This window comes from Geothrix alkalitolerans (genome assembly GCF_022808885.1).
In the GTDB taxonomy this organism is placed as follows: Bacteria; Acidobacteriota; Holophagae; order Holophagales; family Holophagaceae; genus Geothrix; species Geothrix alkalitolerans.
The window spans coordinates 233823-257914 of the sequence record NZ_JAKZLE010000001.1; the positions used below are offsets into that span (position 1 = coordinate 233823).

General features: G+C 70.7%; 14 protein-coding genes. 5 read left to right on the forward strand and 9 right to left on the reverse strand.

All coding sequences use genetic code 11. The features are described 5' to 3' along the window. Positions 1–80 precede the first annotated feature (80 nt). From MLJ35_RS01090 to MLJ35_RS01100, 3 genes are read right to left on the reverse strand one after another with little or no spacing between them, the layout of a single operon-like run. The gene (locus MLJ35_RS01090; RefSeq protein WP_243382313.1) at positions 81–821 is read right to left on the reverse strand and encodes a LytR/AlgR family response regulator transcription factor; all 741 of its coding nucleotides are present in this window, start codon (positions 819–821) and stop codon (positions 81–83) included. Further along, a complete protein-coding gene (locus tag MLJ35_RS16065) occupies positions 793–1881 on the reverse strand; it encodes a sensor histidine kinase (protein WP_243382315.1) in 1089 nt (362 codons plus the stop codon). Before MLJ35_RS16065 ends, MLJ35_RS01090 begins: the two co-directional genes overlap by 29 nt. 25 nt (positions 1882–1906) lie before the next feature. Next, positions 1907–2065 carry a hypothetical protein gene (locus tag MLJ35_RS01100; protein ID WP_243382316.1) on the reverse strand — a complete coding sequence of 53 codons (159 nt, stop codon included), beginning with the start codon at positions 2063–2065 and terminating at the stop codon, positions 1907–1909. Between the two features lie 201 nt (positions 2066–2266). Between MLJ35_RS01100 and MLJ35_RS01105 the strand changes: the two genes are divergently transcribed. From MLJ35_RS01105 to MLJ35_RS01125, 5 genes are all read left to right on the forward strand, one after another. Further along, positions 2267–5464, forward strand: coding sequence for a lantibiotic dehydratase (locus tag MLJ35_RS01105; protein WP_243382318.1), 3198 nt, complete (start codon positions 2267–2269; stop codon positions 5462–5464). Positions 5465–5579: 115 nt separating this feature from the next. Beyond that, a complete protein-coding gene (locus MLJ35_RS01110) occupies positions 5580–5756 on the forward strand; it encodes a DUF3606 domain-containing protein (RefSeq protein ID WP_243382319.1) in 177 nt (58 codons plus the stop codon). A 43-nt stretch (positions 5757–5799) separates the two neighbouring features. Then, on the forward strand, positions 5800–7032 hold the full coding sequence (locus tag MLJ35_RS01115) for a hypothetical protein (protein WP_243382321.1): 1233 nt from the start codon (positions 5800–5802) through the stop codon (positions 7030–7032). A gap of 61 nt (positions 7033–7093) precedes the next feature. Continuing rightward, positions 7094–9097, forward strand: a complete 2004-nt coding sequence (locus tag MLJ35_RS01120) for a DNA topoisomerase 3 (RefSeq protein ID WP_338028438.1) — start codon at positions 7094–7096, stop codon at positions 9095–9097. A 108-nt stretch (positions 9098–9205) separates the two neighbouring features. Further along, positions 9206–10288: a 3-oxoacyl-ACP synthase III family protein gene (locus MLJ35_RS01125; RefSeq protein ID WP_243382324.1), complete on the forward strand. Its 1083-nt coding sequence runs from the start codon at positions 9206–9208 to the stop codon at positions 10286–10288. Between the two features lie 32 nt (positions 10289–10320). On the opposite strand, the gene recD is transcribed toward MLJ35_RS01125, so the two are convergent. The 6 genes from recD to MLJ35_RS01155 all read right to left on the reverse strand — a co-directional run bounded on the left by recD (position 10321) and on the right by MLJ35_RS01155 (position 23910). Further along, positions 10321–12225, reverse strand: coding sequence for an exodeoxyribonuclease V subunit alpha (recD, locus tag MLJ35_RS01130; RefSeq protein ID WP_243382325.1), 1905 nt, complete (start codon positions 12223–12225; stop codon positions 10321–10323). Beyond that, positions 12218–15685 (reverse strand): UvrD-helicase domain-containing protein, encoded by a 3468-nt coding sequence (locus MLJ35_RS01135; RefSeq protein ID WP_243382327.1) that lies wholly within the window; start codon positions 15683–15685, stop codon positions 12218–12220. Before MLJ35_RS01135 ends, recD begins: the two co-directional genes overlap by 8 nt. Continuing rightward, the gene (locus MLJ35_RS01140) at positions 15682–19221 is read right to left on the reverse strand and encodes an exodeoxyribonuclease V subunit gamma (protein ID WP_243382328.1); all 3540 of its coding nucleotides are present in this window, start codon (positions 19219–19221) and stop codon (positions 15682–15684) included. The genes MLJ35_RS01135 and MLJ35_RS01140 overlap by 4 nt, the downstream gene beginning before the upstream one ends. Before the next feature lie 105 nt (positions 19222–19326). Beyond that, positions 19327–21423: a xanthine dehydrogenase family protein molybdopterin-binding subunit gene (locus MLJ35_RS01145; protein WP_243382330.1), complete on the reverse strand. Its 2097-nt coding sequence runs from the start codon at positions 21421–21423 to the stop codon at positions 19327–19329. Then, entirely contained in the window at positions 21420–21896 is a 477-nt protein-coding gene (locus tag MLJ35_RS01150; RefSeq protein WP_243382332.1) for a (2Fe-2S)-binding protein, read from the reverse strand. The genes MLJ35_RS01145 and MLJ35_RS01150 overlap by 4 nt, the downstream gene beginning before the upstream one ends. A 208-nt stretch (positions 21897–22104) precedes the next feature. Then, on the reverse strand, positions 22105–23910 hold the full coding sequence (locus MLJ35_RS01155; protein ID WP_243382333.1) for a glycoside hydrolase family 15 protein: 1806 nt from the start codon (positions 23908–23910) through the stop codon (positions 22105–22107). Positions 23911–24092 lie beyond the last annotated feature (182 nt).

Genomic DNA, 24092 nt, shown 5'->3' on the forward strand with positions numbered 1-24092 from the left:
GGTCGCGGGGGTATCCGTGCCGGGAGGGTGCGGGCGACGAGGCGCGTCTCGACCAGACACGGGCGGGTACGGGCTCCCCGTCAGGTTCCCTCGCCCCGGATGCACTCCTTCGTCCGCGAGGTCATGGCCCGGCTGACGGTCAGCTCCACCTGGGGCGCCACCAGCACCTTGATGCGGCCCACCGTGGATGGGCGGATCCCCTTGACCATCTGGGGCCGCAGCAGCAGGTTCCGCTGGATGCGGAGCATGCCCGCTTCCGGGAAGGCCTGCTCCACTTCCGCCAGGGTGGACCATCGGGTCAGGTAGCGGTTCTGGCCCCGGCAGGCCCATACGCGGTCGCTCTCGAGCTCGAAATGCGTCACCAGCTCCAGGTCCATGTAGATCTCACCGTCTCCGGCCCGGATGGGGAAGCGGACGGGAGGCGGCATGAGCGTCTTCAGCTCCGAAGGGCTGAGCCGCCGGACCAGGCGGTCGCGAAGCCGCTGCAGGCACTTGGCGAGGCGGTCCTCGAACACCGGCTTGAGCAGGTAGTCCACCGCGGCGAGCTCGAAGGCCCGCACGGCGTAATCGGAGAAGGCCGTCACGAACACCACCGGCGGGCAGTCCGGAACTTCGGCCAGCACCTCCAGCCCGTTGAGGCCGGGCATCTGGATGTCCAGGAAGATGACGTCCACCTCGGCCGGCTGCCTCAGCCACTGGAGCAGTGCGACGCCGTCCCCGAGCTCATCCACGATCGTGCAATCGGCCTCCTGAAGGAGCCGCGAGAGGCGCTCCCTGGCCAGAGGCTCGTCATCAACTACCAGGGCCTTCAGAGGCTTCATGGGGCCATTCTACTTGGGTCGCCTCGAACTGGATGCAGGCGAGCGTCCCCTGGCCCGAAGGCCCGATGACGAGCTCGGCGCCGGAGCCGAAGTGCAGGGCGAGGCGCGAGCGCAAATTCTTCAGGCCGATGCCGCTTCCGTTCACCTGGGTCGGGAAGGGCCTGCCGGAGTTCCAGACCTCTAGCCGGACCGAGCCGTCCCGGGAGCGGGCCCGGATGATGATGTCGCCGCCCGGGATGCTCGGCGCGATCCCATGCTTGATGGCGTTCTCCACCAGGGGCTGGAGAAGCAGAGGCGGGATCTCGATGGAATCGAGCCCTTCGTCCCAGTCCCACAGGACCCGGAGCCGGGGTCCCAGCCGGATGGCCTCCAGGGCCAGGAAATCGGAGACGATCTTTCGCTCTTCCCCGAGGGGCAGCCGCATGTGCTCGGAGGCCCGCAGGATCCGGCGGAGCAGGTCCGACAGGTGCCGGATGGCGGTTTCCGCGGCCCGGGGATCCTTGTGGACCAGCTCCGCCAGGCCGTTGAGCGCATTGAACAGCACATGGGGGTGGACCTGCCCCTGAAGCAGGCGGTTCTTGGCGATCTGCGCCTCGGCCTCGGAGGCTTCCCTGAGCTCCTCCGAGCGGGCCCGTGACGCGGTGAGACCTCCGACGATCATCATGGCTGGACCCACGAAAGAGCTGTAGACGGCCGTGGCGCGGGCCAGGTTGAACTGGTGGCCCGCTCGCGTGAGCAGCAACCCGTCGAAGATGGGCAGGAGGTAGGAGATGGATTCACAGGCGACCACCGAGACGACGAACCCCACGGCGAACCTCCACGGGGAGGGAAGCCGGCGGGACAGGGTCCAGGGGAGGGGGGCCAGCCCTGCGAAGGCGGTGATGTGCGTGAAGGGCCCGGAGAGGAGGCTGGCCCAGAACCAGATGTTCCCGAGCCGGTGGGAGGTCTGGTAGCTGTACATGAGGACCGCCACCCAGAGGAGGTAGCAGACCAGGAGGACCCGCCAGTTCCGGGCCAACGGGAAGAGGCGGATCCACCGCTTCGACGCATCCACCTCCACGGCAAGGGCTCCATGCAGGTCGCCCCTAGATCGTGAAGACCGTGGTGGTGAGGGTGGGCGCCCAGGGCTCATGAGCGGTCCTCTGGCCCTGGCCCTCGGCGGCGGCCTTCCGCCGGTTCAGCGCCTCGCTCACGCTGCTCGCCTGCTGGATGGATTCTTTGCGGAAGGAAAGGGTGGTGGGCATGGGAGCTCCCAGGTGGCGCCGCGCGGCGCGACCTCGTTTGTGAGCCCTTGCGGGAGCCCTTCCAACCGATTTCCATGAACGGTATGTAACCACGGCTCGAACCGTTCGGCCCCCCACCTGCTACCGTTCGGCCCTTCCCGGGCCGGCATCCGCGGGACATGTTCTCCTGGGAGGGATTCTCTTCGGAAAGACCATCGGTCCATGCCGCAGCCTTCCTGTCACACCACCGATTTCTTCGTGCTCCGGAGCCCGGGTCTCCCCCTGGAAGCGCTTGCCGTGACGGTTCCGCCGCCGCAGGAAGGCCTGTCGCGGGAAGGTTTGGCGGAGGAAACCCCGGAAGCCCGGCTGGAGCGGGATCGGGAGGCACTGCGCGCCGCCCTTCGCGCGCAGATTCGCCAGCCCGCCGTGCGGGAGGCCGTGGCGCTGGCTTCGCCCGACCTGGCCGGGCGCCTGGATGCCTGGCTGGAGGGCGCGCTGGACGACGCGGCGACCCGCGGGGTGGAGCGGGCCCTGGTGAAGTACCTCAGCCGGATGAGCAGCCGCGCGACGCCCTTCGGGCTCTTCGCGGGGGTGTCCAGGGGCGCCTGGGGGCCGGAAAGCCGCCTGGCCCTGGCCTCCTGGCGCTCGTGCCGCAAGGCCGTGCGTCTGGACTGGGGCATCCTGGAGGCCCTGGTGAACCGCCTGGAGGGGGATCCGGAGGTGCGGTCCCGCGTGACCTACCGGCCCAATTCCAGCCTCTACGCCTGGGGCGGATGGCACCGCTACCTCGAGACCCGCGAGGCGGAAGGGAAGGGGCGGTCGTACCACCTGGAGGCGGTGGAGACCACGCCCCACCTCGATTTCGCGCTCCAGCAGGCGCGGGCGGGGCAATCCTTCGGGGACCTGGCCGTGCGGCTGGCGGTTCGCCTGAAGGTCGATCTGTCGGACGCCCGCGCCTTCCTCGAACAGATCGTGGAAGCCCAGGTGCTGCGCGGGGACCTGCACCCGCCCTTGACCAGCCCCGATCCCCTGGGCCACGTGATCGCCGGGCTCCGGGCCCATGCCCTGACCGCACCCCAGGCGGAACCGCTGGTGGCCCTCGGCCGGGACCTGGACCGCCTCCGCCAGGCACCCCTCGGCGCCTGTCCTGAAGGCTACCCGGCCCACCTGCCGTCCCTCCAGGGGCTGGACCTGCCCCCGGGAATCCGGGACCTCCTCCAGGTGGACCTCTTCCGCCCGGCGCCGGGCCTGGCGCTGTCCACCGGGATCCGCCGGACCCTGGAGGAGGGCGCCGACACCCTCCGGCGTCTGACGCAGGCGCCGGTCGACCAGCCCCTGGAGAGGTTCTGTTGGGCCTTCAGCGAGCGGTACGGCCAGCGGTGGATGCCCCTGCTGGAGGTGCTCGACGAGGAGAGCGGCATCGGGTTCGACGGCGCTCCCGCCTACGACGATCCCCTGCTCGAGGGGCTGCCCTTCCAGGCGCCGGCGCCCCCGCGGAGCCTGTCGCCCCGGGACCAGTTCCTCCTGGCCCAGCTCCCGAGGTGGGCGGGGACGCGGGTCTGGACCCTGGAGGATGCGGATCTGGAGGCGCTGGCCCAGCCGGATCCCCAGCCCTTCCCCGCGGCTTTCGCGGCGCTGGCCACCCTGGTGGCCTCCAGCCCCGCGGACCTGGATCGCGGCGACTTCCAGTTCTGGATGGAACAGTATTCGGGTCCCACGGCGGCCCGGTGGCTGGGGCGCTTCGCCTCCGGCGACCCGGGCCTCCAGGCCTCCCTCCAGCGGCACCTCCGGAAGGAGGAGGCCCTGCGGCCGGAGGCGGTGTTCGCCGAGGTGGTCCACGTGCCCGAGGGCCGCATGGGCAACGTCCTGGCCCGGCCCGCCCTGCGGGAGTACGAGATCCCCTTCCTGGCGGCGGCGGGCGTCCCCCAGGATCATGTGATTCCCCCGTCCGACCTCCAGGTGACCGTGCGGGGAGACCGGGTGGTGCTGGCCTCCGTGCGCCTGGGGCGGGAGGTGATCCCCCGCCTGTCCTCCGCCCACAACTTCGCCCGCGGTCCCGTGGTCTACCGGTTCCTGTCCCACCTGCAGGACCAGGACGGCCGGGCCGGCGGCTGGTCCTGGGGGGCCCTGGCCGAGCAGCCGTTCCTGCCCAGGGTGGTCCGGGGACGCCATGTCCTCAGCCGCGCGCGATGGCGGATCCGCGCCGAGGAGCTGAAGGCGGCCCTGGCCGCCGGCGGCGAGGGGGCCTGGGGGGCTTTCCAGATCCTGCGGGAGCGCCTGGGGCTGCCGCGGTTCGTCACGCTCACCGATGCCGACAACAGCCTGCGGGTGGACCTGGATCGGGTGCTCTGGGTGGAGACCCTGCACCACCTCGTGGCGGGCCGGTCCGCCTTCATCCTCACGGAGTGCTTCCCGGATGCCCGTCAGGCGCCGGTCACCTCGCCCGAAGGGACCTTCGCCCACGAGCTGGTCATCCCCTTCGAGGCCGCTCCCGCCGCGCCGCCGAGACCGGTTCGGCTCCCGCCGGATTCCACGGCCTCTGAGATCCGCGCCTACCCGCCGGGCTCGGAATGGCTCTACCTGAAGCTCTACGGCGGCGCCGCCAGCGGGGACCGCCTCCTCGTGGCCCTGGAGCCCCTGCTCCGGTGGACCCGGGCGCAGGGATTCTGGGACCGCTGGCACTTCGTCCGGTACCGCGATCCGGAGCCCCACCTCCGCGTCCGGTTCCATGGCCTGCCCCTCCGCCTCCTCACGGGCCTGCTGCCCGAGGTCCACCGGCACCTGGAGAAGTGCCGTGCCCAGGGCCTCCTGTGGAAATGGCAGGTGGACACCTTCGAGCCCGAGCTGGAGCGCTACGGCGGGCCCCGGGGGTTCGACCTCGCGGAGGCATGGTTCTTCGAGGACAGCGAGTGGATCCTGAGCCACCTGCTGGTGGGCCTGGATCGGAAGGACCGATGGAAGGCGGGCCTCCGGCAGGTGGACGCGATCTGGGCCGCCCTGGGGCTGGACGACCTGGCGCGCCGGGATCTGTCCCGGGGCACGCGGGACGCCCTCCGGAAGGAGTTCGAGGGCACGGGGCCCGGGGTCGTGGCGATCGGCGCGAGGTTCAGGCCGCTGAGGAAGGATCTGGAGGCGGAGCTCTCCCGGCCTTCCGGGACGGGTGAGGTGTTCGGCCTGCGGAGCCTGGCGGCCATCCGCGAGGCCTGCGACCAGGGGCAGCTGCAGGAGGACCGGGCCGCCCTGGCCGGGAGCCTGGCGCACATGCACCTGAACCGGCTGTTCCGCACCCACCCCCGGGAGCAGGAGTGGATCCTCATGGAATTCCTGGCCCGCCTTTACGAGTCCCGGCTGGCCAGGCCCGGGGAGGGGAGGCCGGCGCCGGGGCCGGAATCGCCAGGGGTCGAATCCGTTCGGCCCTGAAAATCGACCGTTCGGGGGAAAATCTCGCCCCACGGGTGGGCGGGGCCTAGGATCCCACGTAGGGACACGCATCTGGGCCCCTGCCCGGGTGCGATATCGATCCACAGGAGGTTCTGTGCCCGACAACCTGCAGATCCCATCGCCCGAAAGCCAGGAGCTGATCCATATCGAGGACCCCTACGACCTGCGGGACTGGGCCATCTACTTCAGCATCTCCCGCGAGCGGCTCCGGGAGGCGGTCCTGGCCGTGGGCCCCGCTGTGGAGGATGTGAAGCACTTCCTCGGGAAATGACTCTGGTGCAGGTAGAGTCGAAGGCCGGGAGGCCTCGGCTGGCATGGCGCTTTCAGGGTGGGCGACGGACTATGTGAGGCTGGTGCTGGCGGTGGGTCGCCATGACGCCGATTTCGTGGATGCCTACTACGGGCCCCCGGCCTGGAAGGCCGAGGCGGAGGCCGGGGACCCGCGGCCGCTGGCGACGCTGCGGGCGGAGGCCGGGCGCATCCTGGACGGCGTGGCCGCGGCCGAGGTCCCGCCCGGCGAGGCGCCGCGGCGCGACTACCTACTGGGGCAGCTGGGGGCCGTGGCGGCCCACCTGGCGCGCCTGGACGGACAGGGCTTCAGCTTCGACGACGAAGCCGAGGCCCTCTACCAGGTCCGACCGCCCCGCACGCCGGAAGCCACCTTCGAGGCGGCCCTGGCACGGCTGGACCAGGCGCTCGAGGGCGCAGGCTCCGTGCAGGACCGCTACCAGGCGGCCCGGGCGCGGGTGCTCATTCCGGAGGACCGGGTGGACGCGGTCTTCCAGGCCGCCATCGCCGAGGCCCGTGAGCGCACGCGGCTTCACGCGACGCTGCCGGCCTCGGACCATTTCCGCGTGGAGTATGTGCGGGGCAAGGCCTGGTCCGCCTACAACTGGTACCAGGGCGGCGGCAGCTCGGTGATCCAGGTGAACCTGGACCTGCCCATCGCCATCGACCGCGCCCTGGACCTGGCCGCCCACGAGGGCTACCCGGGACACCATGTCTACAACGCGCTCCTGGAGCAGCGCTTCGCCCAGGCGCCCCCGGCGGGCCGGGGCTGGGTGGAGTTCACGGCCTATCCGCTCTTCTCTCCCCAGTCCCTCATCGCCGAAGGCACCGCCAACTTCGGCGTGGAGGTGGCCTTCCCCGGCGAGGAACGGCTCGCCTTCGAGCGTGATGTCCTCTTCCCCCTGGCCGGCCTGGATCCCGCTGAGGCGGAGCGCTGGGCCCGGGTGCAGGCGGAGCTGAAGCTCCTGGCCTTCGCCGACAACGAGGCCGCCCGCGGCTACCTGGACGGCCACCTCCGGCGCGACGAGGCCGAGGCCTTCCTGGTCCGCTGCTCGCTGCGGACTCCGGCCCAGGCCGCCCAGCGCCTGCGCTTCATCGACACCTACCGCAGCTATGTCATCAACTACAACCTGGGCGAGCACCTGGTGCGGAGCTGGGTGGAGAAGCAGGGCGGCACCGTGACCGACCCCGCCCGCCGCTGGGCTGCCTTCGTGGACCTCATCTCCAGCCCGCGGCTGCCGAAGGCGCTGGGGCTGTAGAGCATTCCCTGCGCCCCCCTACAATGGGACTCGCTCCCGGGAGCCTCCCCTGCGCCTGATCATCGCCGAGAAACCGAGCATGGGCCGAGCCCTGGCGGAGGCCCTGGGCGTGACCGGGCGGGGCCGAAACCTCCTCGAGGGGAACGGCCTGGTGGTGACCTGGTGCGTGGGGCATCTCGTGGAGGCCCTGAACCCCGAGGGCTACGACCCGGCCTGGAAGCCCTGGCGCTGGGACCGGCTGCCCATCTTTCCGGAGGCCTTCCGCTACGCCCCCATCGCCCAGACCCGGGACCAGTTCGAGGTGGTGGCCCGGCTGCTGAACCGCGAGGACATCACGGACGTCGTGAACGCCACGGACGCGGGGCGGGAGGGCGAGCTGATCTTCGACCTCGTGTACCGGCTGGCGGGCTGCGCCAAGCCCGTGCTGCGCTTCTGGACCTCCAGCCTCACGCCCGAGGCCATTCGCGAGGCCTACGGTGCCATGAAGCCCGGCGAGGCCTACGCCGGCCTGCGGGACGCCGCCCGCAGCCGCCAGGAGGCGGACTGGCTGGTGGGCATCAACGCCACCCGGGCGCAGACCCTGCGGATGCGTCGGGCCGGGCCGGAGGAAGGTGTGTGGAGCGTGGGCCGCGTGCAGACGCCCACGCTGGCGCTGCTCGTGCGCCGGGAGCTGGACATCCGCACCTTCAAGCCCCAGCCCTTCTGGACGCTCCGGGCCCGCTTCGCCCATGTCAACGGAGCCTACGAGGGCCGCTGGTTCAAGGAGCAGGAGGGCCAGACCCAGGAGCGTTTTGCCCACGAGGAAGAGGCCCGCGCCCTCGCCGCGCGGCTGGAGGGCAAGCCCGGGAAGGTCAAGAGCGCCACGGGCCGCACCGAGAAGAAGAAGCCCGAGCTGCTCTACGACCTCACGGCCCTCCAGAAGGAGGCCAACAAGCGCTTCGGGTTCACGGCCGAGGGTACCCTGGCCCTGGCGCAGGCCCTCTACGAGAGGCAGCTCATCTCGTACCCCCGCACCAGCAGCCGCCACCTCACGGAGGCGGATGCCCAGAAGGCGCCCCACTGGATCAAGGCCCTGGCCCAGGGTCAGCTCGCGGAGCTCCAGCCCTTCCTGGACGAGCTGCGGAAGCGCTGGCCCGTGAAGCTGGACAAGCGCTTCGTCAACGACAAGGAGGTGGAGGACCACGCGGCCCTCGTGCCCACGGAGAAGCCCGCGCGGGGTCTGGAGGGCGACGAGCTGCGGATCTACGACCTCATCGCCCGGCGCTTCCTCGCGGCCTACTTCCCGGACCGCGTGGAGGCCAAGACCACGATCATCACCGAGGTGGAGGGCGAGACCTTCAAGACCAGCGGCACCGTGGTGAAGGAGGAGGGCTGGTCCGCCGTGGATCCACCCCACCGCAGGAAGAAGGCGGAAAAGGCCGATCCGGCCGAAGGCGAGGACGATGCCGACGAAGAGGCCGAAGGTGGCCTGCCCGCGGTGAAGAAGGGCGAGGACGTGGACGTGGCCTCCCTCCACCCCAAGGAAGGGAAGACCACGCCCCCCAAGCGCATGAGCGAAGGCGACCTGCTGGCGGCCATGCAGGGCGCGGGCCGGGAGCTGGACGACGAGGCCCTGCGGGGCGCCATGCGCGACTGCGGCCTGGGAACACCCGCCACCCGCGCCAACATGATCGAGACCCTCATCAAGCGCGCCTACATCGAGCGCAAGCGCAACGTCCTGCTCCCCACCGAAAAAGGCATCCGCCTCATCGAGGGGCTGCCGAGCGAAGCCCTGCGCAGCGCCGAGCTGACCGGGAGCTGGGAGGCCCGCCTGGAGCGCATGCGCCGCGGCGAGGAGCCCCGCGAGGCCTTCATGGCCGACATCCGGGCCTTTGTCTCAGGCATCGTCGCCGAGCTCCAGGATGCTCCCGCGCCGCAGGTCCACGGCGGGCCCTGCCCCAAGTGCGGCCAGCCCCTGCGCATCCTCCCCAGCACCCGTCGTGGCGAGTTCGTCCACCGCTGCATGGCCTGCCGGCACGTGGAAGCGGGGAAGCCCACCCCGGCCGAAACCGGGTCGCCCCACTGACCGACTTCCTCTCCGGGCAGGACCGGGAATTTCGGGGAAATGTGGAAGTCATGGGAAGTAGACTGGTTGTATTCGGCATTTCCGGCTCGTCTGCCGCAAGGAGAACGGGTGGTTCAGGTACGAAGCGTCATCACCGGCACGGGCAGCTGCATCCCTTCCCGGAAGGTTCCGAACGAGGCGTTCCTCGGCCAGGCCTTTTACGAAGGCGAAGGGCGGCCCTATCCCGCCGGCGAGACGGCGCGGATGGTGGGGAAGTTCCGGGAGATCACCGAGATCGCCGAACGGCGCTACGTCTCAGAGGATCAGGTCGCCTCGGACCTGGCCCTGGAGGCCGCGCAGAGGGCCCTGGCCTCGGCCGCCATCGACCCGGAGACCCTGGACTACATCATCGTGGCCCACAACTTCGGCGACGTGACCGCGGGCAGCCGGCAGCCCGATCTGGTGCCGACCCTGGCCGCGCGGGTCAAGGCGAGGCTGGGCATCGCCAACCCCTTCTGCGTGGCCTACGACCTGCCCTTCGGCTGCCCCGGCTGGGTCCAGGCCGTGATCCAGGCGGACTACTTCCTGCGCTCGGGGGACGCGAAGCGGGCCCTGGTGATCGGGGCCGAGACCCTCTCCCGCGTGTCCGATCCCGTCGACCGGGACAGCCTGATCTATGCCGACGGCGCCGGGGCCGTGGTGCTGGAGGCCCAGGCCCATGACGGGCCCGTGGGCATCCTCTCGCACGCCACGCGGTCCGACGCTCTCGACCATGCCGGGCTGCTGAAGATGGGCCCCTCCTTCAACCTCGAAGGCGGCGATCGCCAGCTCTACATCAAGATGCAGGGGCGGAAGCTCTACGAGTACGCCATCGCCACCGTGCCGGGCCTGGTGCGCCTGAGCCTCGAGCGGGCGGGGCTCTCCCTGGAGCACGTGGACAAGGTGCTGATCCACCAGGCCAACGGGAAGATGGACGAGGCCATCCTCAAGCGGCTCTTCCGCCTCTACGGCAGGGCCGAAATGCCCGCGGGCATCATGCCCATGACCGTCTCCTGGCTGGGCAACAGCTCCGTGGCCACCGTGCCCACCCTCCTCGATCTGATCGTGAGAGGCGAACTGGAGGGCCATTCCCTGGCGAGCGGCCACATCGTCGTGTTCGCCTCCGTGGGTGCGGGCATGAGCATCAACGCCATGGTCTACCGCTGGCCCTGAGCCTCAAGCGGCCTCACACCCGCGATCGAGACTTATAGTGAAGGCTCGGCCCAGAGGGCGGCGCCAAGTCCCGTGAACCGGCGGCTGGTCTGTTCCATTCCCGCGTCGAGGGCGGCTCGGGTCCCAAGGATGGTGGCTGCGGTGCGCGCACGCGTGAGGGCCGTATAGAGGATCTCGCGGGTCAGCAGGGGGCTGTCGGCCGGTGGGAGGACCAGGACCACGCGGTCGAACTCGGAGCCCTGGGCTTTGTGGACCGTCAGTGCCCAGGCCAGCTCGAGCTGGGGCTGGAGGGGGCGGTAGGGCAGGAGCCTGAAGCCGGTGGTGGTCCGGAAGGCCACGGCCTGGTGGATGCCCTCCTCCTGGCGGGCCTTGACCACGACGCCCTGGTCGCCGTTGAAGAGGCCGCGCCGGTAGTCGTTGAGGGTGACCATCACGGGCTCCCCGGCGTAGACGGCCAGGTCGCGATCGAGGGCGCCCGCCGCTTCCCGTCCCGCCAGATGATGGAGCCGCTGGTTCAGGCCGGCCACGCTCCGCAGGCCGGGCGTCTCGCGCAGGGGGCAGAGGATCTTGGCGTGCTCATGGGCCCGGAAGAGGGCCTCCAGGGCCGCTTCATCCCCCGCGGCCCAGGCGCCTCCGTCGTGGTGGTAGATCCGGTCGGAGGCCTCCCGAAAGCCCGGGTGGTCGAGGATCTCCCGTTCGAGGTACTCCCGCAGGAAGGCCCTCAAGGCGGCATCGTCCACGTCGGCGTGCTCGGCGCCGTGGCCCTGGAGGTCGGCGGCGGAAGGCCGCGTGGCGAGCGCGCCCTCCGCATCCAGGGCGGCTGTATCTCCGGCGCGGAGGGCCTGGGCCGTCAGCAGCACGGAGCGGCCGTCCGGGTTGGCGGCATCCATCCGGTAGCTGTGGGTCAGCCGGAGGGTGGCCTCGGGCAGGGCCTCCACCAGGTCGCGGAAGACCGCACCGGCCTCGACGGAGGGAAGCTGCTCCGCGTCCCCGAGCAGGACCAGCCGGGCCTGGGGGTCGAGGGCGCCCGCCAGGCCATCCATCAGGTCCAGTCCCACCATGGAGCCCTCGTCCACGATCACCAGGCGCTGGGGCAAGGGATTGTTCCGGTGATGCCGGAAGGTCTGGCGGAAAGGCAGGAAGGCCAGGAGGCGATGCAAGGTCTGGGGCTCGGGCAGGTTCTCCAGAAACCGCCGGTCCTCGTCGCTGGGGGACGCGATCCTGCCCAGGGTCCCGCGGATGCTTTCGCCCATGCGCTGGGCCGCCTTGCCCGTGGGCGCTGCCAGCGCAATCTCGGATGGATCGAAGCCGAGGCGCATCGCCGCCCGGAGGATGGCCACCACGATGGAGGTCTTTCCCGTGCCCGGCCCGCCGGTGAGCAGCGCGAACGGCGCGCGGATGGCCCGACTCACGGCCTGGCGCTGTTCCTGGGAGAGGAGGACCGGCGCCTCGAGCAGATCCCCCACGCCCGGATGTTCCACTTCCCCGGCGGGAGCTGCGGCCGTCCGCGATCCGATGGTCTCGGCCAGTTGCCTCTCCGCCGCATGCAGCCGGGCGGAGGCGAGCCATTCCCCGGTGCGCACGAAGGGCCGGGCGGGTTCTCCGGGGGCTCCGAAGGCCACCGAGAGGGCCGGGCGATCGAGAAGGTCGGTCAGGGGCACCTCGGAGCCGGTGAAGAGGGCCAGCCGCGCCTGGGCCTCCTCGCCGCCGGGGCCGGCGAGCGGCAGGCGGGTGTGGCCGTCCTGGGTGGAGAGCAGCACCAGCAGGGCCACCAGGGTGAGGGCGTCCCGGTCCTGCCGCTCCAACCCCGGGGGGATGCCCGCGAAGGTCTCGGCCAGGGTCAGGAGTTCCGGGCCATGGCCCATGCGGACGAGGGTCTCCCGCCAGGCCTTCGGATCGCCCAGGGGGCGGGCGGTGCGTGCGGCGCGCTCAGCCATGCGTCCCCCGCTCCATGCGGCTCAGGGCCAGCTCCTCGAGGTGCATGGCCCCAAGCTCCCGCCGCCAGATCTGGACCTCCTCCCAGCTGGGCCGGCGCGTCCAGATCCCGCCCGCCGGCAGGCCGCGGAGGAACACGTACACCGCCCCACCGAAGCGAGCCTGGAAGGCGGTCTCATCGTGGATCCCCGCAAAGGCCAGGGCGGCGAGGGTGTAGATGCGCACCTGCAGGTCATAGTGGGCGGCCATGGTGCGGTGGAGCGATTCCGCGCCGTAGTCGCCGTCCTCGAGGGTGTTGGTCTTCCAGTCGAGGACGTAGATCCGGCCTTCCCACTCGAACAGGAGGTCCAGCGAGCCCTCGAGGCCGTCGGGATGGTCCGGGAAGGGCATCTGGAAGGCGACCTCGGGGAGTCGCTTCTCCAAGTCGTCCAGCCGCATCGCAGGACCTTCGGGCAGGTGGAGCTCAGTGGTCAAGGCGGCCCAGGCCAGGCGGAGGGCCTCGCCGGCCAGGGCAGGGCTCAGGCCCTGGTCCCGCAGGCACTCCGCGGCCAGCGGCAGGAGGTCCTCCCGCCAGGCCTCAGGGCTGAGGTTGCGGGTCCTTCCAGCGGGGATCCGCTCGAGCAGCTCGTGCAGGGCCGTGCCCGTGGCGGTGCCGCCAGGAAGGCCACCGGTCGGCCGCTGCGGTCGCGGCACCTGCACTTCGTCGGCCCGCGCCTCCTCCTCCTGGCTGGCGGACCGCCGGGTTTCCCCGAAGGCCCGGGCCAGGGACGTGAAGGAGTGGAGCTGCAGGGGGCGGCCGCGCCGGGAGAGGGCCGGAAAGTCGGGGGCGGGCGGGGCGGGTGGGAGCTGGAGCTGTGCCGGCAGGGTGGGCAGTGACCCCTCGGGGAGGGCGCGCACCGGGACCGGAAGGGGTGTCGTCCAGGCGCCCCAGGTGTCCGGCTCGGCCTCCTTCAGGGCCCGGACGCGCCGGTTGAGGCGGCCGTGGCGGCCCTTGGGATGGGCATCAGCGTCGAAGGAGCCCTGCGAGCTGGGTGGCTCGGGCCCCGGGGTGAACACAGGCATCACCAAGTGCACCTTGGGCCGGGTGATGGCCACGTACAGCAGCCGCTCGTCCTCCCGTTCAGCATCGGCCTTGGCCAGTTCCTGGATCACCTCTGGCATGGCCCTCCGCGGCCCGAGGAAGGCGCAGCGGGTGTTCGCGGCGTCGTGGAAGCGATGCACGCTCCCCGCCTTCGCGAGCTGGTTTTCGCTGTAGCCTCCGAACAGGGCCACCACCGGCGCTTCCAGGCCCTTCGCCTTGTGGATGGTCAGGAGGCGCACAGCCATTGCCTGTCCTTCCGCCCGCTGGATGCCGGGCTCGGCGTCGAGGGTGGGTAGGTCCTCCTCGCGGATCCAGCGCCCCAGCCGCAGGAGCAGATCCTCGGGATCGAGGTGGGACGCGGTGGCCTCCGTCAGCAGCTGCTCGACGAGGTGGTGCAGGTTGGTGAGGGAGCGATCGCCCCGCTCCGTGATCAGGAGGCGCGGGACGATGCCGCTTTCCTCGAGGATGGCGTTGAACAGGCGGGGGTAGCGCCGCTGGTGCGCCAGCTCCCGCCAGCGTTCCAGCCGCGCCAGGACGGGATGGCCCGCGGGCAGGTCGAGGCAAGCTTCGGCCTCCGCGATCCCGAAGCCGAAGAACCGGGTGAGCAGCGCCCGGCCCCGGGCGTCCGGATCATCCGGGCGCAGGATCGCGCCGAGCAGATCCTGCAGCTCCAAGGCCTCCCGCGTCTGGAAGAGCCCGTCGGCCTTGAAGCACGCCGACGGCAGGCCGGCTTCCCGCAGGGCCTGGGCCATGAGCTGGGACTCGGTGCCCGTGTGGGTCAGCACCATCAGGTCCCCCGGGTGGAGGGGGCGGGGCGGTTCGGACGTTCCGGAATGGAGGGTGGTCCCGCGGTCGATCAGCTCCCGGAACACAGACGCGATGCCCGCGGCGATCTGGGCCCGGAGCCGGCCCACAGGGCCTGCCACCGGGACCTCCAGCAGCCGCAGGGGCGGCAGGTCGCCCTCGGACCCCGCCAGGCGGGGCTTCCGACCGGCCGTGACCGGTTCCGGGTATGCGTTCGGCGCCGAGAAGAACCCGCCCTCCGGAGCCAGGACGGTGTTCACGGCCTCGATCAGCGGTTCCGAGGACCGGAAGTTCTGCCGGAGGGCGAGCCGCGCTCCGCCAGCTTCGAGGAGGGTCTTCCGCGCCTCGAAGTAGGTGGGCAGGTCCCCGCCGCGGAAGTCGTAGATGGCCTGCTTGGGATCGCCCACCAGGACGAGGCGGTGGTCCGGGCCGTGGAACAGGCGCCGGAAGATCTCCCACTGGCGGCCGTCCGTATCCTGGAACTCGTCGATGAGGGCGGCCCTGTAGCGCGCCTGGAGGCGGGCCGCCAGGTCGGGATGCGTCACGCCCTCGGCCACCTGGTCGATCATGTCGTTGAAGTCGAAGAGTCCCTCGGAGGCCTTCCGGGTCTTCATGGCCTCTTTGAGCGGCGGCAGGAGCCGGTGGACGATCACGGCCTCCAGCGTGGGGAGAACCGCCTTCAGCGCCTGGAGGGCGTCCCGGATGCGCGTGGCGGGACCGGCAGGGAGGGCGTCATCCCACACGGCCTGCAGCCACTTCTTCTTGTCCGAGGGCGCCTCGAAGAGGTCGCTGCCGGCGAGAGCCTCCCAGGCTGCCAGCGTCTCCCCCGCCTGGAGCGAGCCCAGCAGGCGGTCCAGGAGGGCCAGCCGTTCAAGAGCCGTCTTGGCGGATTTCCCGTAGGCCGCTCGGAGCGCCTCGGTGTCTCTGAGATCCGCCATGGGGAAGACCCCGACCGCCGCCCTGGCCTGGGCCAGTTGGTTTTCGTCGGGACACAGGGCTGCCCGCGTGGTCCAGGCGTCCCTGAGGAGCTTTTCCAGGTCCTCCGGGGATCCGGTCTGCTCCAGGGCCTCCATCAGGAACACCTGATCGGCCTCCGTGGCGCAGAAGTCGGTGCGCAGGTGGTTCTTGAAGACCTCCGCGAAGAGCTCGCCTTCGGCCATCCGCGTCTGGCGGAACAGGCGGCCGGTCTCGAAGGCGGCATCCTGGAGCACCTTCTGGCAGAAGGCGTGGATGGTGGAGATCACCGTGCGGTCAAAGGCCTGGAGGGCCGCGTCCAGCCGTGCGCGGGCCGCGTCGTCCAGCTCCCAGTGGGCGCGGCCGGGCTCGAAGCGGTCCTCCTGGAGGTCGCGCAGTTCCTGGAGCTTCTGGCGGATGCGCCGGCGCAGCTCCAGGGCCGCGGCCTCGGTGAAGGTGACGATGACGATCTGCTCGAGGGGCAGCCCGGCGGTCAGCACCAGGTCCACGACCAGGTGCTCCAGGGTGAAGGTCTTCCCGGTGCCGGCGCTGGCCTCCAGCACCCAGTGCTTGGGCTCCAGGTCCGGGAAGGCGGCGGGCTTGGGGTAGCGGAGGGGGCTCATTCGACCTCCTCCGTGGTGCCGGTTGCCGCCTGGCGGAGGAAGTCGCCCAGCCGCCGCTCGGCAGTCACTGCGGGATCGGGATCGAGGTCGAAGCGCTCGGCGCGGCGGAGGGGGCCGGTCTTGAAGGCGGCGAAGCTCCGGTCGTTCGCCACCTGGTCGAGAACCCACTGCTGAAGCTCCGCCGCATTCCGCTGCGGGTCTTCCAGCAGGGCCTCGATGGGCAGCAGGCCGGGCTCCCGGGTTTCCAGGAGTTCGGTGATCCAGGATGTGAGCCGCGTCCGGGCCGCCGCTGGATCCAGGGGCGAGAAGGGCACCTCACTCCGGAACGCCCCGGACGCCTTTCCGTCGGCGGATCGCCCGGCGATGCTGAGGGCCCTGTGGGTGAGCTCCGACTCCGAAGCTGCGGCCAGCAGGTGCTGGTCCAGGTAGGCCCGAAGCAGCTTGCCCTTGAAGGCGTCCGTCAGGTTGTGATTCCGCTTGGCCCCGGCCTGCTTCAGGAGGAAGAGGCTGGCATCGCCCGCCTGGGGCTGCAGGGAACCCACCAACTGGACCTTCAGGGTCTCCCCATGCACGGGAACGGCGAGCTCCAGGGCCGGCCGGACCTCATCGGCCTCCTCCTCCACGCTCATGGAAGGACCGAACCGCACCAGCCGGATCTTTTCCCCTCGCAGGGCCTTCACCTGGTGACCGAGAAGCTCCAGATCCTCCTGGATCTCGGCCTGCCCGAAGATCCCCGGCGCGGCCTGTCCGGCGCGCTGGAGGGCCCGCCGGACCTCGTGGTAGGCCGCGTCCGGATCCTGGCCCTGGCGGGCGACGCGGAGGAGGGCCTCCTTGCGGAGCAGGGCCCGGTGCAAGGCCGAGGTGCCGAGGGCCTCCTCCTCCAGCTCCGCCACGTCCTCCTCCTCGTCCCGCAGCTGGAGCCGGACCTTGGCGGTGCCCTGGACGGGGCACTCCAGCCAGGCCCTCAGGTGGGCTAGGCGCAGGGTCAGGGTCTTGGGAAGGTTTCGGCCGGAGGGCGTGGGGCAGGGATCCACCAGGAGGTCGAGGTCCTTCCGGATGGGCTCGGGCAGGGGCAGCGAGGACCAGGGCCGGTCCTCCGTCCCCGGGATGGAGGCGGCCACCAGCCGGCCGGCGGTTTGGGCCTGAGCTTCGCGGTGCGCCGCGGGGGCCAGCGAGCGGAGGCCGGTGGATCCTGCCGCGGGGAAGTAGGCCTCGTCGAACCGGTCGCGGGGGTGCTGCTCCTGGAGATCCGGCAGGGTGAGGGGCGCGAGGGACTGGACGAGGTCCTGGACGAGGCTCGAGGGGAGCCGCGCCTCCTTGCTGACGGGATCCTCGGTGGGGTAGGTCAGGCGCAGGCTCTCCCGGGCCCCCAGCACCATTTCCAGAAAGAGGTACCGGTCCCGCTCGGCCGCGCCGACATCCCCGGCCTTGCGCCTGGCATGGCGCAGGTCGAGGGGCTGCCGCTCCTCGGGCGACGGGAACTGGCCCTCCCCGAGCCCCATGAGGATGACGGCCCGGAAAGGCAGGGCCCGCATGGGCGCATAGCTGCCGACCACCACGCCCTGGTGGGGGCGCCCGCCGGCTTCGCCCCGGATGCCGGCGAGGGCCTGGCTGGCCAGCTCGCGGGCCTGCCGGTAGTTCAGGATGGGCGGCTCCAATCCCGGCGGCACGAGGGTCGAGAGGCGGAGGAGGGCCTGGGCCAGCTTGGCGCGGCCTCCGGTATCGGCGGCATCCTCGCCGCCGAGGTGGGCCAGCAAGTGGTCCGAGAGCCGCTCCCCCCAGGCGGCGGGCGTGCCGTGGAAGGTCCGAAGGCCGCGCACCCGCTGGATGAGGGCGGAAGCCTGATCCACGAAGGCCGCCGTGGCGGCGGCGTCCCCGGCGTGGGCGGAGGGGCGCTCGAAACCGGCGTCTGACCAGGTGAGCTCGGGGGGCAGATAGGCGGAGAGGGCCAGCCGCTCGAGCCCCTGCTCCCAGTGGAAGAAGCCCGGCTCGACCAGGGCCTCGTCCGCCAGGTCCTCGGGTCCCAGGCCCCGGACGATGCCCGCGGCTTCGGTCCATCGGGCCCAGACCTCCGTGTCCAGGTCGGGGAAATGCGCCGTCACGGCCGGATGGGTCAGGGCCCGCAGCAGGTCCCGGCGGCTGCCTCGGCCCAGGGGGAGATCCAGGAGCAGCTCGGCCCCGTCCAGCAGGGACGCCAGCCCCGGCGAGGGAGCGTCCACCACCACCAGGGGGATGCGGCCCGTGGTGTCGAAAGCCGTGCGCAGGTGATCGATGTAGGCGGTGCGCAGGCTCCCATCCGGTGGCACCACGACGGCGATGTCCGAGAACCGCAGCGGCCGATCGGCGGGGGCTGCCTCCATCAGCCGCCAGATCTCGGAGGCCACCACCTCGGCCTCCCGCGCCGGGCTGGGGCAGGCCAGGATGCGCACGGAGCCATCCGGCTCCCCGGGCTCGCAGGCCGCGCGATGCTGGAGCGCGTCCTGCACCCGGCGCAGCAGGGTGGAGCGGTCCGGCTCCGGGAAGGCGCTCTGGAAGTCGCAGTCCGAGATCTCGTTGAGCAGGCGGACGTTTTCCCGCCCCGGGCGCCCCCAGCGGCGCAGGAGCAGGGGATCGGCTTCGGATTCGAGGGCATAGGGATCGGCCTCGCCCTCCGATTCAGGCAGGGCCGCCCGCCGCTGGCTCCGGCGGCGCTGCTCGGCCTCGGTGGGGAGGTCGTCCCAGAATTCCTGGCAGGGGTTCAGGGCGTACAGGTGGACGTCCACCCGCCGGGCGGCCGCCTCGAAGGCCCGGTGGTAGACCTCGGCCGCATAGCTCAACCCGAAGACATGGATCCGGGGCGGGAGGGGGATCCGGTCGAAGCGTCCCTCCCGCAGGAGGCCGGCGAGGGTGGTCCAGCGCTCGGGGCCTGCCTCGGCGCGGGTGAGAATCCGGTTCCACAGGCCCCGCTGCCAGGCCTCCAGCTCCGCGGGCGCCCCTGAGACGGAGCGGCCAGCTGCCCACGCGATGGCCCACTCCGGGCGGGTGAGGCTGTAGTCCTCCAGGAGGCCGGCGGCCTTCTCCGCCAGCTGCATGAGCTTCAGGTCGGCCCCGTCGCCCTCCAGGTAGCGCTTCAGCGGCTGCAGGTCCACGGCCTCCAGGGCGCCCGGCTGCGACAGCACGGACAGGATCGCGCCCTGGAGCGCGTGGCGGTTCCACAGCCGCACCGGCGGATCCATCTGGCCCAGCGGTCCGCGCCACAGGCCATCCAGGTAGTCCACCTTGAAATGGGCCAGGATGCCCAGGGACTTCCCCAGGCCGTCCAGCAGGTAGCGCTTCACATTCGGATTGGGCACCACCAGCTGGATGGGCTCCCATATCCCGAAGGCCTGCCGTTCCTGGCGCAACGCCTCCGTCAGCGTCTCGAGGAGGCGCTCCGTGCGGTTGGCATAGGTCAGGCTCAGCATGGTCAGGAAGGGTCCAGCGTAGCGGAAGCGGGAAGAGATGAGGCTGCGTGCCCTCGGAGCGGCAGGTCCCGCGCCGGCCTGGGACAGGGACATCCATGCATGGCACGACACGATGGACAGCCACTGTCCGTTCAAGCCGCCGACATTCAGCTTCCTGAACCAGCCTGGACGATCAACCTGGTTGGCACTTACACCCCGTCACCTGGCTGGCGCGTGCTTCAGGGCCTCGAGGACCCGCTCTGGGGTGAAGGGCACGTGGGTGACCCGGGCACCCGTGGCGTCAAACACGGCGTTGGCCAAGGCGGCGGCCACGGGCACGACGGGGGGCTCGCCGATGCCCTGCGTGACTGCGGTGGAGGTTTCCGGGAACACGACCTGGATGCGGGGGATGGCGGAAAACCGGGGCAGCAGGTAGGTGTCGAAGTTCTTGTCGAGGATGCGGCCGCCCTTGAAGCGGATCTCCTCGCTGAGGGCCTGTCCGATGCACTGGGTGATGGCGCCCTCCACCTGCTGGCGCGCCCCGTCGGGGTTCACCACGAGGCCCACATCCACGGCCTCGAGGAAGCGCTCCGTCTTGACCTTGCCGGTGGCCTTGTCCACGGAGACCTGGGCGATGGCGACCACGAGCCCCTGGCGCCAGGCGCCGCAGGCCAGTCCGATGCCCCGGCCTGTGGGGCCGGGCGCGGGCTCCCAGCCGAAGGTCTCCACGGCCAGATCCAGGAGGTTCAGCAGCCGGGCATCGGTGATGAGACGGCGGCGAAGGGTCACGGGATCCAGGCCGGCCTTGGCCGCCAGCGCATCCAGCTGGCTCTCCCGCGCGAAGGCGTTGGTGTGGGCGTTGGGGGCGCGCCAGGCGCCGACCTTGAGGGGGTGGAGGTTGGGGACGGCCGGGGCCTGATACCGGGTTGACTGCATCTCGTAGGCGAGCTCGGCCTCGCCCTGGGAGACGCCGGCCACGGTGCTCTCCCAGAAGGTGATGGCGCCGCGCCCGGCATCCAGGCCGGAGCGGAGCTTCACCACGGCGGCCGGCCGGTAACCGTCCAGGAAGAAGTCCTCCTCCCGGTTCCAGGCCACCTGGATGGGCACGCCGGGCACCTGCCGGGCGATGCGGGCGGCCTCGACCGCGTCCAGGCCCACGAGCTTGCCGCCGAAGCCGCCCCCCACGAACTGGGCGATGATGTGGACCTTGTCCGGGGGCAGCTTGAGGGCTTCGGCCACGGAATCGCGGAAGACGAAGGGCGACTGGGTGGAGGACCAGACGGTCATCCGGCCCCCCTCCCATTTGGCGACGGACGTGTGGGGTTCCAGCGTGGCGTGGCTCTCGTAGGCGTTGCGGTACTCCCCCTCCACCACGGTGGCGGCCCGCTTCTCGCCTGCGGCCATGTCGCCGCGGGAGATCATCACACGCTGACCTGGTGCGGCCTTGTCCACGAGGTAATGGTAGATGCGGGCATCGTCCACATCGGGCTCCGGCCCTTCGAAGGTGCCCTTCACGAGGGCCAGGGCCTTGCGGGCGGTGTCGGGCTGGGGGTGGAGCACGGCCAGGAGGCTGCCGTCCCGCACGATGCGAACCCCAGGCACCCGCTCCGCGGCCGAGGTGTCCGCAGCGACCAGGGTCTGGCCCTGGGCCGGGGGCCGGAGGATGCAGGCGTGGAGCGTCCCGGGTAGGCGCAGGTCGCCGGCGTACTTGGCGGCGCCGGTGACCTTGGCGAGGGCATCCTTGCGGGGTACGCGGCGCCCGATCAGGGTGCAGTCGGAGAGGGGCTTGGGGTTGACCTTGCCCAGGTGCCGCTCCAGCTTGCGTCCCTTCACCAGCTCTCCGAAGGTGGTGCGGCGGGCGGGGGCCGCCTTCACCCAGATGGCCCCATCCTTCAGGGCCAGGTCTGCGACCGGAGCGTTGAGGGATTTCGAGGCCATGCCCAGGAGCACGGCGCGCGCCTCCGCGGCCGCGCCGCGCAGGACCGGGGCCGTATGCCACATGGTGAGGGAACCGCCGGTGGGCAGGTCCCAGGGGCAGAGGTCCGTATCGCCCAGGACCATGTCCACCTTGGCGGGATCCAGCTCCAGTTCCTCGGCCACGAGCATCGCCAGCACGGTCATGGCGCCCTGGCCCAGCTCCACCTTGCCCACGAAGCAGCCCACGCGGCCGTCGGCCGAGATCTTCAGGAAGGCATTGAAGTCCTCGGGGTAGGCGCCCGGTCGGGTTGGCACGATGGGCGCCGAGCCCGCAGGGATGGTGAAGAGGAAGGTCACGGCCCCCGCGGCGACGCCCTGAAGGAAGTCCCGGCGCCTCATCGCGCACCTCCCATGGCCTGGCCTGCCGATTCGACCGCGTCCAGGATCCTCACGTGGGCTCCGCAGCGGCATAGGTTCCCTTCCATGGCCTCCACGATCTCGCTCCGGGTGGCTTTCGGCTTCTTCTTCAGGAAGGCCCAGGCCGCCATGATCATCCCGGAGGTGCAGTAGCCGCACTGGAAGGCGTGGTGTTCCCGGAAGGCTTCCTGGATTGGGTTCAGCTTTCCGTCCAGGGCCAGGCCCTCGATGGTGAGCACCGACTTTCCGGCCACGTCCCCCAACGTCGTGGAGCAGGAGGGCACCGCTTCTGCGTCGACGATCACGGTGCAGGCCCCGCAGAGCCCTGCCTCGCAGCCCACCTTGGTTCCCGTGAGGCCCAGCTCATCGCGCAGGACCCACACCAGCATCCGGTCGCGAGGGCTCGCGACGCTCACGGGCTTGCCGTTGAGGACGAACGAGACCGTGGGCTCCATCGGGTACCTCCACTGATGCGGTCATGCCGGGGGATGGCCCGATTATAGGCCTGCTGCCGGGGAGCCGCTTCCATCGATCGCTCATGGTCATGGGATGGGTCCCTCATAATTCATCCGGAAGGGGGTGGAATCTGCGTGGCTCGGGGCGGTTCCTTCGAGCTGGACGCAGGATGGCCGCCATTCCCGGAAGGCCCCCAGGGTCTCCAGCTCAGGACCAGGCGCGCACCTTCCCTTCCAACGCCTCCAGGTGCTCACCGATGGTGATGGCGGAATGGATGAGCCCGACATGCGTGTAAGCCTGGGGGAAATTCCCCAGCAGGCGGCCCGTGGCGGGATCGATGTCCTCCGAAAACAGGCCCAGCGGGTTCGCGTGGCGGCACACGCGGTCGAAGACCTGGATCGCCTCCTCCAGCCGTCCAGCCAGCGCCAGAGCCTCGGCCCACCAGAAGGAGCAGATGGTGAAGGCGGAGGTCGTCCGACCGAAGTCGTCGTCATTCCGGTAGCGGAGCATCAATCCTCCCTCGGTCAGTTCCTCGCTGTAGGCCTCCAGGGTGGAAAGAAAGCGGGGGTCCTTGGGGTCCACGAGCCCGAGAGTCGGGAGCAGCAGGATCGACGCGTCGGGGAAGTGCCCATCCAGGGACTGGGTGAAGAACCCGCGCTTCGCGTTGAATCCCCGCTCCAGGATGGTGATGTGTTCCCGATCCGCCACGCGCTCCCAGCGCCTGGCGAGATCCAATTCCCCGAACCGCCTGGCGATGGCGGCCCCGCGGTGGACGGCAACCCAGCACATCGAGCGCGAGAACGTGTGGTTCCGCATCAGGGACCGGAATTCCCAGATGGACGTGTCCGGCTCGGGGGCGCGGAGGATGGCTTCCTCGACCAGCCGCTGGACCAGCGGGAAGAACCTCAAGTCCTCCTCATCATGAACGAGCCTCGGATCCCGCAGCAGGGTCTCGAGGCAAAGCACCAGCTCACCCATGAGGTCGTGCTGGCGCTGGTCCGTGGCGCCATTTCCGATGCGCACCGGCCCGCAGCCCCCGAAGCCTTCCAGGTGGTCCAGGATCTCCTCGGGAGCAGATGGATTCCCGTCCAGCGCGTAGAGGGGCTGGAGGGGCCCGGCTTCCGCGACGTCGCGAAGGAAGCGCAGGAAGCGCTCCCCCTCGCGGAGGTGGCTCAAGCGGCGGAGGGCCTCCACCACGAAGGCGGCGTCCCGCAGCCAGCAGTAGCGGTAGTCCCAGGTTCGAGAGGTGTTCAAGGCTTCGGGGATGCTGGTGGTGGTCGCGGCGATGATGGCCCCGGTGTCCTCGCAGGCATGAAGCTTCAGGCAGAGCGCGGACCGGAGCACGAGCTCTGGGTTGAACAAGGGAAGGGCGCACGACTTGGCCCACACCTGCCACCCCTGCTCCGTCAGTTCGAGCTCATGGCCCACCTGGGACATCGACACGCGGGTCCGACAGCCGTAGGACAGGTCGAAAAACACGGGCCCGTCCAGGACGAAATCACGGCGGTTGGCCACGTAGCTGATGGGCAGGTTGCTCTGGAGGAAGAGGGGGCCACCTGGTCCGCGAATCTCGATGCCGTCGGGCATGGCCAGGAGGTCGGTCTCGCCACGCGCGTAGTCGAGTCTGGGATCGAAATCGACCCGGAGGCGCACCAGTCCATGCAGGGGCCGGAGGATCCGCACCAGGCGCAGCGGGGCATCCACAGTCCATCCGTAGGGAAGGCGCGGGGCGAAATCGATGAGTTCCCAGGACACGCCATCGTGCTGGAACCGGTTGATCAGCACGTTGGTGTTCGTGAGGTACTGAAGCTCTCCTCGCACTTCCTCACCGTTCACCAGGAAGCGGAAGACGCCGCCCTTGTGTCTGTCCAGCAGCCGGGCGAAGACCGATGGAGAGTCGAACCGCGGCAGGCAGAGCCACTCGATCGCGCTGGTGGGAGAGACCAGGGCCAGCAGGTTGCCGTTGCCGATGAGTCCGTGGTCGAGGGTGGGGAGCACTTCGGATGGGCTCATGGTTTCCTCTCAAGCCTGCCTGAAGGCGCGTCCCCTCTGCAGGGCAAACTTGCCGAGCTTGGACCCGGCTCTCATCCCGACTTGACGTTCCTGGCCCGCCGAGTTGGAGAGGCCATCCACGCGGATTCCCGGTGGTGTTCGCTCCGTGGGCCTCATCCTCACCCCCTCCTTGGACATTCATC

Bases quoted from the DNA above. Each gene is read 5' to 3' on its own strand.
- MLJ35_RS01090 (WP_243382313.1), bottom strand. From the start codon at position 821: ATGAAGCCTCTGAAGGCCCTGGTAGTTGATGACGAGCCTCTGGCCAGG.
- MLJ35_RS01100 (WP_243382316.1), bottom strand. From the start codon at position 2,065: ATGCCCACCACCCTTTCCTTCCGCAAAGAATCCATCCAGCAGGCGAGC.
- MLJ35_RS01105 (WP_243382318.1), top strand. From the start codon at position 2,267: ATGCCGCAGCCTTCCTGTCACACCACCGATTTCTTCGTGCTCCGGAGC.
- MLJ35_RS01115 (WP_243382321.1), top strand. From the start codon at position 5,800: ATGGCGCTTTCAGGGTGGGCGACGGACTATGTGAGGCTGGTGCTGGCG.
- recD (WP_243382325.1), bottom strand. From the start codon at position 12,225: ATGGCTGAGCGCGCCGCACGCACCGCCCGCCCCCTGGGCGATCCGAAG.
- MLJ35_RS01135 (WP_243382327.1), bottom strand. From the start codon at position 15,685: ATGAGCCCCCTCCGCTACCCCAAGCCCGCCGCCTTCCCGGACCTGGAG.
- MLJ35_RS01140 (WP_243382328.1), bottom strand. From the start codon at position 19,221: ATGTCCCTGTCCCAGGCCGGCGCGGGACCTGCCGCTCCGAGGGCACGC.
- MLJ35_RS01145 (WP_243382330.1), bottom strand. From the start codon at position 21,423: ATGAGGCGCCGGGACTTCCTTCAGGGCGTCGCCGCGGGGGCCGTGACC.
- MLJ35_RS01150 (WP_243382332.1), bottom strand. From the start codon at position 21,896: ATGGAGCCCACGGTCTCGTTCGTCCTCAACGGCAAGCCCGTGAGCGTC.
- MLJ35_RS01155 (WP_243382333.1), bottom strand. From the start codon at position 23,910: ATGAGCCCATCCGAAGTGCTCCCCACCCTCGACCACGGACTCATCGGC.